Origin of the sequence: Actinoplanes sp. NPDC023936 (assembly GCF_040639325.1) — a bacterium.
Classification (GTDB): Bacteria; Actinomycetota; Actinomycetes; order Mycobacteriales; family Micromonosporaceae; genus Actinoplanes.
Map to the genome: position 1 here is coordinate 18,935 of NZ_JBEZZR010000032.1, position 12,939 is coordinate 31,873.

The following is a 12,939-nucleotide window of genomic DNA, read 5'->3' on the forward strand; positions in this document are numbered from 1 at the left end:
TCAAAGGCTGATTCTTCACAGGCTGAAAGGCTCTCCATGCTCCACAGCGCAAAAATGATCAGCCCGGCCGTCGAGCTGGGCAGCGCGCCGCTGTTCCGTACCGAGATCGCGACAGCGGACGGGCACGGCGCCGTCGCCACGGCCACGCTCCGGATCAGCAGCCTCGGCGTGCACGAGGCCCGGATCAACGGCACGCCGGTCGGCGAGGACGTGCTCAGCCCCGGATGGAGCTCCTACGAGCATCGACTGCGCTACCTGAGCCACGATGTCACCGCACTGATCAGCGACGGTCAGACGAGTGTGCTGACCGTGCTGGTCGGCAACGGCTGGCACCGGGGCCGGCTCGGCTTCATGGGCGGCCGGGCCTTCTACGGCGACCGGCTCGGTGTCATCGCCGCCCTCGAGATCGAGTTCGCCGACGGCCACCGGCAGGTGGTGGTCAGCGACGAGACGTGGACGGCCGGCAACTCCGACGTCCTCGCCGACGACCTGTACGACGGGCAGACGATCGACGCGCGGCGGCGCTCCGCGAAGTGGCACACGGCCGGGGGCGAGCCGGAGTGGTTCCTGCCGGTGCGCGCCCTGGACTTCGACGCGAGCCGGCTCACCCCGTACCTCAGTGGGACAGTGACCCGGCAGGAGGTCGTGGCGCCGCAGCGGGTCTGGACGTCGCCGGCCGGGCGGACTTTGATCGATTTCGGCCAGAACCTGGTCGGCTGGCTGCGGCTCACGGTGCGCGGGCCGGCCGGCGCGGAGATCCGGGTGCGGCACGCCGAGGTGCTGGAGAACGGCGAGCTCGGCGTGCGGCCGCTGCGCGACGCGCAGGCCACCGACCGGTTCATCCTCAGCGGCGGCGAGGACTTCTTCGAACCGACGATGACGTTCCACGGCTTCCGGTACGCGGAGATCACCGGCTGGCCGCCGTCCGCGGCGCTCGACGTGGCGGCCGTGGTGGTGCACTCCACGCTGCGCCGCACCGGTGAGTTCGCGTGCTCGGACGAGATGCTCCACCAGTTGCACCGCAACGTCGTCTGGAGCACCAAGGGCAATTTCCTCGACCTGCCCACCGACTGCCCGCAACGCAACGAGCGGCTCGGCTGGACCGGCGACATCGCGGTGTTCGCGCCCTCCGCCGCCTATCTCTTCGACGTCGAGGGATTCCTCGGTGACTGGCTCGCCGACCTCGCTGCGGAACAGCAGGCCGCCGGCGGGCTCGTGCCGTTCGTCGTCCCGGACGTCCTGAAGTACCAGCCGCACCCGCCGGAGTTCCCGGACCCGGACAGCACCGCGTTCTGGTCGGACGCGGCCGTCTGGGTGCCGTGGACGCTGTGGCAGGCCTACGGCGACCTCGCGATCCTGCGCCGGCAGTACCCGTCGATGACCGCGCACGTGCGCCGGGTCCGCACGCTGCTGTCGCCGACCGGGGTGTGGGATCGATCGTTCCAGTTCGGCGACTGGCTCGACCCGGACGCGCCGGCCGACGCCCCGGCCAAGGCGAAGGCGGACCCCGGGGTGGTCGCGACCGCCGCCTACTACCGCTCGCTGACCCTCGTCGCCGAGACGGCGGCGCTGCTCGGGCACGACGACGACGCCGCCGAGTTCGCCGCGCTCGCCCGGCGGGTCCGCGCCGCCTTCACCGAGCAGTACGTGGACGCCGCCGGGATCGTCCGGTCCGACTGCACGACGGTGTACACGCTCGCGATCGTCTTCGGGCTGCTCGACGATCCGCGGGCCGCCGGGCGCAGGCTCGCCGACCTCGTCGCGGACAGCGGGTACCGGGTGTCGACCGGGTTCGCCGGGACGCCGTACATCACCGAGGCCCTGACCGTGACCGGGCACCTCGACGCCGCGTACCGCCTGCTGCTGGAACGCGAGTGCCCGTCCTGGCTCTACCCGGTGACGATGGGCGCGACCACCATCTGGGAGCGCTGGGACTCGATGCTGCCGGACGGGTCGGTCAACCCGGGGGAGATGACCAGCTTCAACCACTACGCCCTCGGCGCTGTCGCGGACTGGATGCACCGCACCGTCGGCGGGATCGCGCCGCTCGAGCCGGGATACGCGAAGGTCCGCGTCGCGCCGCGGCCCGGTGGCGGGCTGACCTGGTGCCGGTCCGCGCTGGAGACCCGGCACGGGCGGATCGAGGTGTCCTGGCGGGTGGCCGAGGACGGGGAGCTCGACGTCGACGTGACCCTGCCGGACGGGGTGACCGGGGTGCTCTCCCTGGAGGGGAAGCCGGACGTCCCGCTGTGAGCGCCGCGGTTAGCGTGCCCGCGTGAGCCGATACGAGATTCACCTGACGGTCGCCGCGGCCGCCGCCGACGAGCCGCTCCGGGCGCTGGCGGCGGCCCTCGGCGGGAAATACACGCGCATCGAGCTCGGCCAGGGTGAGCACCCGAGCCAGCCGATGCTCAGCTGGCTCAGCGACGGAACGCCGGCCACCGCCGAGCCGGACGCCCAGCGCCGGGCCGCCGCGTTGCGCGACGAGGGCTTTCCGGTGACCCGGGCGCCGACCGGCCCGGAAGCTGCGGCCGGGACATTTGTCACGGCCGGCCGGGTGTCGGCGTCTCTGCCGCCGGCGCCGGCGCGTTTCTAGCGTTGCCGTCGTAGAGCTGAAGGGCGTGACCTCGCCGCGGCGATCGGCAAGACCGGCACGCGTAACCGCATCGAGGCGGCCCACAGCGCCCGAGCCAACGGCTGGATCTGAAGCCCGGCACCGCTCAGGCCCGCGCGTGGAGTTGAGGTACGGAGCGCGCCCGAACTCCACCCGCAGGCAGGGTTATCGCGGAGCGTGTGGAGTTCGGGCGGCAGAGCCGTAGCGCAGGCAGGTTATTCGGCCGGATGGCATGCGTCCGCTACGGCTCGTGCCTGTCGGCCGTAGCTCCGGCATGTGATCATGCCCGGATTGCATGCGCGGCCTACGGCTGGGGCGACCCGGCCGTAGCGCAGACAGGTTATCCGGCCAGGTGATCTGCGCCAGCTACGGCTCGCGGAGGGCGACGGGCGGGGAAACCTGTGTGGGCGACGGCTCGCGGCGGCATCGCGGCGCCGGGGAAGCGCCGCCCCCCGGCGCCGGGCCCGGCGGGTGATGATGGGCTGGTTCGACCGACCGGCGGGGGTGCCATGAGCGCGGAAATCTTCTTCGATGTCGACGGTGGCTCGCTGGCCGCTGTGGATCACGGCGGGGCCGGGCGGCCCGTCCTGCTGGTGCACGGCACCGGCCACAACGCGGCCGCCTGGGCGCCGGTCGCGGAGCGGCTGACGCCCGATCACCGGGTGGTCGCGGTGGATCTGCGCGGGCACGGGCACAGCACGGCCGGGTCAGTGACCGCCGAGCAGTACTGGCGCGACCTGGCCGTCGTCGTGGCCGCGCTGGGCTGGGAGCGGCCGCTGCTCGTCGGGCATTCCACCGGTGGGTACGCGGTCACCGCCCTCGCCGCGGCCGGCCTGGTCGAGCCGGCCGGGATCTGCGTCGTCGACGGTCTCGTCCTGGATGATCGGGAGGCGTCCACCCGTACCCTCGAAGGGACCCGGACCCCGCAGATGGCCGCGCAATTGCGGCAGGCTTTCGGGTACGGCCTGCGGCTCGACGCCGGGCAGCGGGACGCGTGGATCGGCGAGCAGGTGGCCGTCACCCCGACCGACTGGCTGAACGCCGGCTCCGATCCGGAACTGGTCCGCGCGGTCGCCACCCGCGCGTTCGGCGAGCCGGACGGCGCCGGCCTGTTCCTCCGGAGGCCGGCCATCGAGGAGGTCATGATGACGACCACCGCCGCGCCGGACGCCGCGGTCTTCCCGAGTGTCGACGTCTACGAGCGGGTCGCGTGTCCGATGACGATCATCCTGCCGGGGCAGGGGTTCTACGCGGATCGCCGGGACGAGGTCGCCGCGATCGTGGCCGCCGCACCCGGACGCCGGCTGGTCGACATGCCCGGCGGCCACAACGTGGTGATGACGCATCCGGAGGAGTTGGCCGCCGCGATCAGATGATCATTAATCGGCTTGCGGGCCGTGCGTCAGCGTGGGACGGTTCGCTGCCACACACACCGAACGACGGGGCATGACACCGCACATGAGCATTTCCACGATCGACCTCGACCGCGCCGAGCGGTGCCGCCGCTCGCTCGCCGAGGAGCAGGCCGCCAGCCTCGCCGCCACCGATGGCTGGTCGCACGTCGACAAGGACCAGGTGCACCGCGACTGGCACGAGCTGTACGGCGAGATCGCGGCCGCCATCACCGCCGGGGCCAGCCCGCAGGACGCCGCGGTGCAGGAGCTGGTCGGCCGGCACTACGCCATCGCCAGCCGGTTCTACGCCCCGAGCCGGGACGCGTACATCGGCATGGCCCTGCTCTACGCCGAGGACGACGGCATGCGGGACTGGCACAACTCCTACCACCCGCGGATGGTCGAGTTCCTCGGCGCGGCGATGCTGCGGTACGCCGAGAGCACGCTCTGACGCGTCACCGCGGGCCGGTGCGGTGGGTGTTGAAGCCGAGCCGGTGCATCGGCCCGGCGTAACGGGCGACGCCCGCGCGGTCATCGGGCACCTCGCGAAGGAGCTCTAATCCACTAGCATCGATGCCTATGAGGTACGCCGTCGTCGCGCTCACCTACCTGGCGGCGGCCCTCGCCGCGGGGGCCGCCGCCGCTCTGCTGCTGCCCGGTCCGCACCCGCTGCTCGTCACGTTCGCCGCGGACGTGGTAGCCACCCTGGTCGTGTTCGCGGTCAGCATGGTGATCCGCAACGCCAGCCTCTACGACCCGTACTGGAGCGTCGCGCCGGCCGTGATCGTCTTCGCCTGGGTGCTGGGGGAGTCCGGGGAGATCGTGCGGCAGACGACCGTACTCCTGCTGGTGTTGATCTGGTCGGTGCGTCTGACCTGGAATTGGGCGTCGTCGTGGCGCGGGCTGGACCAGGAGGACTGGCGGTACGTGCGGCTGCGCGCGCAACGGCCGCCGTTCTGGCTGGTCAACCTGGTCGGGATCCAGCTGATGCCGACCGTCGTGGTCTTCGCCGGGCTGCTCGCGGTGTGGCCGGCGGTCGCCGTGCCCGGCCGCGGATTCGGCGTCCTGGACATCGTCGCCGTCGCGGTGACCGCCGCCGCCGTGGCGATCGAGGCGACCGCGGGCCGGCAGTTGCACCGGTTCGCCGCCGATCCCGCCCATCGCGGGCAGATCATGGCGAGCGGGTTGTGGCGGTACTCCCGGCATCCCAACTATCTGGGCGAGATCCTGTTCTGGTGGGGGATGTGGCTGTTCGGGCTGGCCGCGGCCCCGGGATGGTGGTGGACGGTCGTCGGTCCGGTCACGATGGTGCTGCTCTTCACGGCCGTCAGCATCCCGATGATGGACAAGCGGTCGCTGGAGCGGCGGCCGGCCTACGAGGAGCACATGCGCCGGGTGCCGGCCCTGCTGCCGCGTCGGAGATGACGCCACCTCGAGGGTGCCCTCCAAGCCGGGCTGACGCCGGAGCGCCTGGACCGGATCCGCGAGGACGCCCGCCGCGCGGCGTTCGCGTGGGACTGAGGCGGGACTGATGCGGACCGGGCCATACGGGTTGACCGCACGTCCGGCCGAGGGTCTAGCGTCAAGTTGTGGATCAACAAAGCGGCGTGCAGCTCCTGACCCCCGACGGTGACCATGTGGAGAGCGTGACCACCGAGGACGGTGTGACGTACACGGTCGATTTCACCGACGAGGAGTACCGGGAGCTCTATCGCGACCTGGTCACGGTCCGCCGATTGGACGCCGAAGGGCTCGCCCTGCAGCGGCAGGGCGAGCTCGGCCTCTGGGCCAGCCTGCTCGGCCAGGAGGCCGCGCAGGTCGGCTCCGGCCGCGCGCTGCGCCCGCAGGACATGGCGTTCCCCACCTACCGGGAGCACGGCGTTCTCTACTGCCGCGGCATCGACCCGATCATGCCGTTCGGCCTGTTCCGCGGCGTCGACCAGGGCGGCTGGGACTCGAACGCGCACAAGTTCAACCTGTACACCCTGGTGATCGGCTCGCAGACGCTGCACGCGACCGGCTACGCGATGGGCGTCACGATGGACGGCAAGACCGGCGGCGCGGACGGCGAGGCCGTGATCGCCTACTTCGGCGACGGCGCCACCAGCCAGGGCGAGGTCAACGAGTCGTTCGTCTGGTCCGGCGTCTTCAACGCCCCGATCGTCTTCTTCTGCCAGAACAACCAGTGGGCGATCTCCCAGCCCCTGGAACGGCAGAGCCGGGCGCCGCTCTACCACCGGGCCGGGGGCTACGGCTTCCGCGGTGTGCGGGTCGACGGCAACGACGTGCTGGCCAGTTACGCCGTCACCAGGCACGCGCTGGACGAGGCTCGGCAGGGCAACGGCCCGACCATGATCGAGGCGTACACGTACCGGATGGGCGCGCACACCAGCTCGGACGACCCGACCCGCTACCGCGCGTCCGGCGAGGTGGAGTCCTGGAAGGCGAAGGACCCGATCAGCCGGATGAAGGCGTTCCTGCTCAAGCAGCGGATCGCCGGCGAGGACTTCTTCGGCCAGGTCGAGGAGGACGTCCGCAAGGTGGCCCTGGACCTGCGCGAACGCGTCCTGGCGATGCCGGACCCGCAGCCGGTGGAGATGTTCGGCCACGTCTACCCGACCGGGTCACCGGAGCTGGCGGCCCAGCGCGCGGACTTCCTCGCCTACCAGGCGTCCTTCCACCCGGAGCCCTAGTCCTTGCTCATCGCCGGCGCCGGGCGCGGCGCGGTGCGCCCATGCGGAGGGTACGGCCGGTTGAGCTCGGCCCGCCGCGTCTGCTCGACGCTGGGCGCCCAGTCCGTCGGCTGGGTGGTGTTGACCTGAGCCACGTCATTCATGGCCCTCCCTTACCCCGTTCCGCCGGCGTCGATGCGTCCGATCGCGGCCCGCAGCCGGTCGGCGAGGGCGGCCACCTCGTCGCGCAGTTCGGCCGGCGACTCCACGGTGAAGTCGAAGCCCAGGCCCGCCAGCATGCGCGCCATCCCGTCGAGCCGTTCGGCCCGGGCGACAAGACGGACCCCCGATGGGGTACGGGTGAGCGTCGCCACCGTCGCCGGCACCCGTCGCCGCGCCTCCTCCACAGTGGTGTCCAGCAGCACCGACACCTCGTGCCGCCATGCGCCGGTGGCCAGCCCGGCCGCGACCCGGGCGGCCGGGTCGAACCCGGCGGGCACCTCGAAACTCCCCTCGACGATCTCGACCGCCTCGATCCGGTCGAGGCGGAACGTCCGGCCCTCGCCCCGGTCGTGATCGCGCCCGGTGACGAACCACTTGCCACCGTGGAAGACCAGCCCGTAGGGGTCCAGCCGCCGCCGCTCCGGCTCGCCACCCGGCTTGGTGTAGCCGAAGGCGACCGGCCGCCGGTCGTGGGCGGCCCCGGCCAGGGCGAGCAGCGTCGCGGTCGCGGTCGCCGGTGCGGGCGCGGGGCGGCCGGCGGCGAAGCCGAGGGTGCCGAGCATCGCGTCGGTGCGGGCGCGGAGCGCCGCCGGCAGCACCCGCCGGATCTTCGCGAGCGCTGTCTCGCCGGCTGCCGCGGCCGTGGACAGCCCGATCCGGCGGCCCGCGACCAGCCCGAGCAGCACGGCGACGGCCTCGTCGTCGGTGAGCATCAGCGGCGGCAGCCGGTATCCGGGAGCGAGGGTGTAACCGCCGTACCGCCCGCGCCGGCCCTCGACCGGGATGCCCAGCTCGGCGAGGTGCAACGCGTAGCGCCGGACGGTCCGCTCGTCGACACCGAGCCGCTCGGCGAGCCGCCCGACGGTCTGCCCGCCCGGGTGGGCCTGCAGCAGTTCGAGCAGGCCGAGAACGCGTCCGAGTGACTGTGGCATGCGCCACACCTTATACCGGGCCGAATCCGCCCGGTATTGAGCCTAGCGTTTCGGACATGACGACATACGTGCTGGTACCGGGGTTCTGGTTGGGCGGCTGGGCGTGGGACGAGGTGGCGGCGCCGCTGCGCGCCGCGGGACATGACGTGCACCAGGTCTCGCTCGCGCTGGACCGGGGTGTCACGGCCTCCGATCACGCCGACCAGGTCGCCGGCCTGCTGGACGGGCTGCGCGACGTGGTCCTGGTCGGGCACAGCTACGCCGGGGCGGTGATCACAGCGGCGGCGGATCGGTTGCCGGACCGGGTGGCCCGCCTCGTCTACGTCGACACCGGCCCGCTGCCGGACGGCATGTCCCAGTCCGAATTCGACGGTTCACCGCCGGACGCCGCCGACGGCATGATCCCGGTCCCGGCCGAGGCGCCGCCGTCCGCGCAGGGTTTCGACTGGGCGGTCGTCCGCGAGCGCGGGCGGGCGCAGCCGGTCGGCGCGGCCACCGAGCCGCTGCGGCACGGCGGGGCGTGGCAGGCCTTGCCGCGAACCGCGATCCTGTGCTCGTTCTCCGCGGGCCAGCTGCGCGGGCTGGCCGCAACGGTCCCGGCGTTCGCCCTGATGAGCGGCGACGGCTGGACGTTCCACGAGCTCCCGGCCGGTCACTGGCCGATGTTCTCACGGCCGCACGCCCTGGCGTCCCTGCTGGCCGCGAGCTGATCGGGCCGCCGGTCGATCAGGGCTGCTGCTCAACCCGTACCGGATCGGTCCGGTGTTTGAGGGCCGCCTCGATCCGCACGGCGCTGCCGGCCAGCACCAGGAGGCCGGCGAAGTAATAGCCACGAGTGGGCACGTGGTCGGTGAGGAATCCGAATGCGGCGATCAAGAGACCGATGACGACCGCGAACGCTCCGGAGGCCCGCGCCGCTTCGCCCGGTTTCTCGTCGATGCTCATGGCGGACACCATACGCACGCGCCTCCCAAGCTAGGGTGTCGCCATGATCATCTTAGCGAACCTGCTGGTGGCGCTGGTTGCGCTGATCCACGTCTACATCCTCGTCCTGGAGATGTTCCTGTGGACGCGGCCGCGGGGGCGCAAGGCGTTCGGGCTGACCGAGGAGTTCGCCCGGCAGACCCGGGTGCTCGGCGCCAACCAGGGCCTCTACAACGGCTTTCTCGCGGCCGGCCTGATCGGGGGCCTGATCGCGGGCGGGGACACCGGGTTCGCCGCGAAGCTGTTCTTCCTCGGGTGCGTGGCCGTCGCCGGCGTTTTCGGCGCGGCCACGGCGAGCCGCAGAATCCTGTTCGTGCAGACCGTTCCGGCGGTCCTCGCGATCGTCGCCGTCCTCGTCGCGAACTGACCCGTTTCCCACCGATCCGGCACTGCCCTTTTTCGCCCGGTCCGGCATCGTCCGGCCGGGCGCTGTGGTCTGTGCCGAATATGACGGACCTCGGAAGTCGGGAATGCCCGCTATTCCGGGGCGCGAACAAGATCAAATCGGGCAAATACCGTGAAGAACGTCACTATCAGGGGGTTTCGGCTTGGTCGTTGCCCCGGTGGCGTGGTTACCGTCGGGCCGTCCCGCGATGGCGGGCACCACGGGCGGTCCGCCGAGTCCTGCCGCCGCCCGCGGACTCGATAGGAGAGGCAGGAGCGGGGGACCCACGATTTCCGGCGCCGCATGACCGCGCCTTGGGGTGAAGCCGCAGAACGACGGCCGGGCACCTCTGTCCGAACCCGACAGCTCACCTCGCAGGCGTGGAGGATCATCCATGTCTCGGATCGGTAGACGAACGCGCCTTGCCCTCGGTCTGGTGACCGCGGGTGTGGTCGGAGCCGGCACGTTGCTCGCCCCGGCGAGCCCCGCATCGGCGGCCCGGCAGGTCAACTGGGACGTCCTCGCGAAATGCGAGTCCGGTGGCCGGTGGCACATCAACACCGGGAACGGGTACTACGGTGGCTTGCAGTTCAGCCGCAGCACGTGGAAGGCGAACGGGGGCGGCAAGTACGCCCCGACCGCTGACCGGGCCACGAAGGCCGAGCAGATCAAGGTCGCGACCAAGCTCTACAAGAAGCGCGGCCTGAAGCCCTGGCCGGTGTGCGGCAAGAAGGCGGGCGTCTACAAGAAGGCGTCGTCCGCGAAGTCGTCGGCGTCGAAGAAGGCGACCGCGTCGAAGAAGGGCACCTACGTGGTGCGCTCCGGCGACACGCTCGCCGCGATCGCGAAGAAGTACAAGGTCAAGGGTGGCTGGCGCACCCTCTTCAAGCTCAACAAGGACCGGCTCGACAGCCCGAGCCAGATCTTCCCGGGTCAGCGGCTCCGGCTGCGCTGACCGTGCCGCCGCCGCGATCGCGGTGGGTCAACGCCGACTCACCACGATCGCGGCGGCCGGCGATCGGCGTACGCTCGGGATCCGTGAGCCTCGCCCATGCCGTCCTGCTCTTCCTCGGCGGCGTCGGTGGCGGCCTCACCGGGTCGATGGGCGGGCTGGCATCCGTGGTCACCTACCCGGCCCTGCTGTCCGTCGGCATCCCGCCGGTCGCGGCGAACGTCACCAACACCGTCGCGCTGCTCTCCACCGCGTTCGGCGCGGCCGCCGGATCCCGCGTGGAGCTGCACGGGCAGGCCCGCCGGATAGCCCGGCACGGCGTGGTCGGGGTGACCGGCGGGACAGCCGGCGCGCTGCTGCTGATGGGCACGCCGTCGTCCGCGTTCGAACGGGCGGTGCCCGGCCTGATCGCCGCCGGCGGGCTGATGCTGCTGTTCCGGGAGCCGCTGCGGGCCTGGTACGTCCGCCCCGGATGGCGGCCGCCGCTGGCCCTCGCGGTGTTCGGAATCGCGGTCTACGGCGGTTACTTCGGCGCGGGCGCCGGCGTGATGATGCTGGCCGCGCTCTCGGTGGCGGCCGTCGAGCCGCTCGCCATCACCAACGCGGTGAAGACCCTGGTCCTCGGCTTCTCCAATGTGGCCGCCGCGATCCTCTACGCGGTGCTCGCGCCGGTCCACTGGGCAGCGGCCGGGGTGCTCGCCGCCGGCTGCCTGATCGGCAGCTGGATCGGGCCGGCGCTGGTGCGGCGTACTCCGGAGCGCCCGCTGCGCGTGGTGATCGGCGTAGCCGCCCTGGTCCTGGCCGGGGTGCTGTGGCACGACGCCGGCACCCCCGCCACGCCGTCGTAGCGCGTCGCTTGCATCCCCGCAGCACCGTCGTAGCGCGTCGGCCGCAGGGACGTCCGGCCCGACGTGGTGATCTCCGCGCTGACCGCCGATCTGTTCCTGGTGGCGACCCACTCCGATGCGCGCTCGTGGACGATCGAGGACGGGAAGTGGCCGAGCACGGCATACCCGGCCCGTCCCGGCCGTGGTCAGCGTGACGGGACAGCGAAAGGGGACCGTCATGGCTCGCGAGCCGGCACCTGGTGCGCCATCAGGGGAATCCACCCCATCCCGGGGGCGTGCCGGGAGATCATGTCGGTATGCGTATCGGTGACGCGGCGGATGCGGGCGGGTCGTGACGCGGCGGGGCGTCGCGCGGACAGAGCCGGGCGTCGATCCGCTGGATCTCATCGCGCAGGTGTGCGAGGCGGCGGCCGCGGGGGACTTCGAGCAGCGACTGCGGCCGCTGCCGGGCGGGCCGGGCGCGGATCGGGCCCGGACAGCGCTGAACAAGCTGCTCGACATCACCGACGCCTTCATCCGGGAGTCCTCCGGCGCGCTGGCCGCGGCCGCCGAGGGCCGGTTCCACCGGCAGTTCCTCACCCGGGGGATGCGGGGCGCGTTTCACAGCGCGGCCGCGCAGATCGCCGCGTCGACCGCGCAGATGGCCCGGTCGGCGGAGCGGGTCGAGCAGGCCGCGCAGCAGCGCGTCGCGCTCGCCGACGAGCTGGAGTCGGCGGTGCTGACCGTCGCCGAGCAGGTGGCGACGGCCGCCACCGAAATGGGCTCGACGGCGAACGGGCTCGCCGAGTTCGCCCGTGAGGCGGTCGGCGGCGCCGAGCGGGGACTCACCACGGTGAGCTCGCTGCGCACCTCGTCGGACCAGATCCGCAGGGCGGTCGACCTGATCAACGCAGTGGCCACGCAGACCCGGCTGCTCGCGCTCAACGCCACCATCGAGGCGGCCCGGGCCGGTGAGGCGGGGCGGGGGTTCAGCGTGGTCGCGAACGAGGTCAAGACTCTGGCGACCGAGACCAGCGCCTCCAGCGAGGAGATTCTCGCGCAGGTCACCACGGTGCAGCAGGCGGCCGGTGACGCGATCCGGGTCCTGGAGGAGGTGACCGCCAGCATCCGGGAGATGAGCGGCCTCGTCGACGGCATCGCCTACGCCGTCGAGGGCGGGCCGGGCACGGACGCCGGCCTGGCCCGGCTGGCCGAGGTGCTGCGCGGCGAGGTGAACAGGTTCGTCGCCACGGCCCGCCAGTGACCGCCGGTCACCGCCGGGCGTCGATGGGTGGCGGGTCTTCCGCGGTGGCGTCCAGGCCGATCAGGCGGCTGATCAGGGCCAGCTGGTCGGCGTAGTGCCGGACGAACTCCGCCGAGCGCGGATCGGCGCCGCAGACGCTCTCGATCACCTGCGGCAGAGTGGTGGTCGCTATCGCGGCGGACATCAGCATGACCAGCACGCAGGCCGGGTCCACCTCGGCCGGCAGCCTGCCCGACTCCTGCAGGTCCCGGAGTTGCCGGAGGCTCTGCTCGAAAGTCTCCGGCGGAGCGCCGGGGCCGTCGCCGGTGTGCTGCAGGCCGCTCCAGGCGAGGACGCGCACCCCCTCGGGGTCGCGCAGCACCTCGAGAGCGTACCGGCGGATCTGCTCCGGCATCGGCGTGCCGGGCGGCACGAGCTCGTGCTGGCGCTGCTGCCACTGCTGCGTCATGGCCTGGTAGAGGCCGTCTTTGCCGTCGAAGTAGTACGACACCAGCTGCTGGTTGACGCCCGCACGGGCGGCGATGGCGCGGATCCGGGCGCCCGCGTAGCCGTGCGCCGCGAACTCCGCCGCCGCCGCTTCGAGGATCCGCCGGCGGGTGCGCTCCGGGTCGCGCTGGCGCTCGGACGGCTGGGGTGACCTGCGCGGATTCGACGACACGCCTCGATCATACAGGCGCGTGACTGAGCTAATCA

The 12,939-nt window shown here is 72.2% G+C and carries 15 protein-coding genes and 1 riboswitch; of the genes, 11 read left to right on the forward strand and 4 right to left on the reverse strand.

Annotation, left to right across the window (positions count from 1 at the left end; genetic code table 11):
• Positions 1-54: 54 nt before the first annotated feature.
• The 6 genes from AB0F72_RS31290 to pdhA all read left to right on the forward strand — a co-directional run bounded on the left by AB0F72_RS31290 (position 55) and on the right by pdhA (position 6,701).
• The gene (locus tag AB0F72_RS31290; RefSeq protein ID WP_360438675.1) at positions 55-2,253 is read left to right on the forward strand and encodes a family 78 glycoside hydrolase catalytic domain; all 2,199 of its coding nucleotides are present in this window, start codon (positions 55-57) and stop codon (positions 2,251-2,253) included.
• Between the two features lie 22 nt (positions 2,254-2,275).
• Entirely contained in the window at positions 2,276-2,596 is a 321-nt protein-coding gene (locus tag AB0F72_RS31295; protein WP_360438678.1) for a hypothetical protein, read from the forward strand.
• A gap of 527 nt (positions 2,597-3,123) precedes the next feature.
• A complete protein-coding gene (locus AB0F72_RS31300; RefSeq protein ID WP_360438681.1) occupies positions 3,124-3,990 on the forward strand; it encodes an alpha/beta hydrolase in 867 nt (288 codons plus the stop codon).
• 82 nt (positions 3,991-4,072) lie between these two features.
• Positions 4,073-4,459, forward strand: a complete 387-nt coding sequence (locus tag AB0F72_RS31305) for a TipAS antibiotic-recognition domain-containing protein (protein ID WP_360438684.1) — start codon at positions 4,073-4,075, stop codon at positions 4,457-4,459.
• A gap of 128 nt (positions 4,460-4,587) precedes the next feature.
• A complete protein-coding gene (locus tag AB0F72_RS31310; RefSeq protein WP_360438687.1) occupies positions 4,588-5,433 on the forward strand; it encodes a DUF1295 domain-containing protein in 846 nt (281 codons plus the stop codon).
• 164 nt (positions 5,434-5,597) lie between these two features.
• Positions 5,598-6,701: a pyruvate dehydrogenase (acetyl-transferring) E1 component subunit alpha gene (pdhA, locus tag AB0F72_RS31315; RefSeq protein WP_360438690.1), complete on the forward strand. Its 1,104-nt coding sequence runs from the start codon at positions 5,598-5,600 to the stop codon at positions 6,699-6,701.
• On the opposite strand, the gene AB0F72_RS31320 is transcribed toward pdhA, so the two are convergent.
• Together AB0F72_RS31320 and AB0F72_RS31325 are read right to left on the reverse strand one after the other, a co-directional pair.
• Positions 6,698-6,844 carry a hypothetical protein gene (locus AB0F72_RS31320; RefSeq protein ID WP_360438693.1) on the reverse strand — a complete coding sequence of 49 codons (147 nt, stop codon included), beginning with the start codon at positions 6,842-6,844 and terminating at the stop codon, positions 6,698-6,700. The two genes, pdhA and AB0F72_RS31320, sit on opposite strands and share 4 nt — an antisense overlap.
• Positions 6,845-6,853: 9 nt before the next feature.
• Entirely contained in the window at positions 6,854-7,834 is a 981-nt protein-coding gene (locus AB0F72_RS31325) for a WYL domain-containing protein (RefSeq protein WP_360438696.1), read from the reverse strand.
• A 56-nt stretch (positions 7,835-7,890) separates the two neighbouring features.
• Here AB0F72_RS31325 and AB0F72_RS31330 point away from each other — a divergent pair, with 56 nt between their 5' ends.
• Positions 7,891-8,544, forward strand: a complete 654-nt coding sequence (locus AB0F72_RS31330) for an alpha/beta fold hydrolase (RefSeq protein ID WP_360438699.1) — start codon at positions 7,891-7,893, stop codon at positions 8,542-8,544.
• Between the two features lie 16 nt (positions 8,545-8,560).
• Here AB0F72_RS31330 and AB0F72_RS31335 read toward each other — a convergent pair whose 3' ends face one another.
• Positions 8,561-8,779: a hypothetical protein gene (locus AB0F72_RS31335; RefSeq protein ID WP_360438702.1), complete on the reverse strand. Its 219-nt coding sequence runs from the start codon at positions 8,777-8,779 to the stop codon at positions 8,561-8,563.
• Positions 8,780-8,822: 43 nt separating this feature from the next.
• Here AB0F72_RS31335 and AB0F72_RS31340 point away from each other — a divergent pair, with 43 nt between their 5' ends.
• The 4 genes from AB0F72_RS31340 (at position 8,823) to AB0F72_RS31355 (ending at position 12,246) form a co-directional block, all read left to right on the forward strand.
• Entirely contained in the window at positions 8,823-9,185 is a 363-nt protein-coding gene (locus AB0F72_RS31340) for a DUF1304 domain-containing protein (RefSeq protein WP_360438705.1), read from the forward strand.
• A 238-nt stretch (positions 9,186-9,423) separates the two neighbouring features.
• Positions 9,424-9,599, forward strand: a riboswitch (cyclic di-AMP (ydaO/yuaA leader).
• 40 nt (positions 9,600-9,639) lie between these two features.
• Entirely contained in the window at positions 9,640-10,158 is a 519-nt protein-coding gene (locus AB0F72_RS31345) for a transglycosylase family protein (RefSeq protein ID WP_360438708.1), read from the forward strand.
• 83 nt (positions 10,159-10,241) lie between these two features.
• Positions 10,242-11,003: a sulfite exporter TauE/SafE family protein gene (locus AB0F72_RS31350; protein ID WP_360438711.1), complete on the forward strand. Its 762-nt coding sequence runs from the start codon at positions 10,242-10,244 to the stop codon at positions 11,001-11,003.
• 331 nt (positions 11,004-11,334) lie between these two features.
• Positions 11,335-12,246, forward strand: coding sequence for a methyl-accepting chemotaxis protein (locus tag AB0F72_RS31355; RefSeq protein WP_360438714.1), 912 nt, complete (start codon positions 11,335-11,337; stop codon positions 12,244-12,246).
• A gap of 7 nt (positions 12,247-12,253) precedes the next feature.
• Here the strand turns inward: AB0F72_RS31355 and AB0F72_RS31360 are convergent, their stop codons facing one another.
• Entirely contained in the window at positions 12,254-12,904 is a 651-nt protein-coding gene (locus AB0F72_RS31360) for a TetR family transcriptional regulator (RefSeq protein ID WP_360438717.1), read from the reverse strand.
• Positions 12,905-12,939 lie beyond the last annotated feature (35 nt).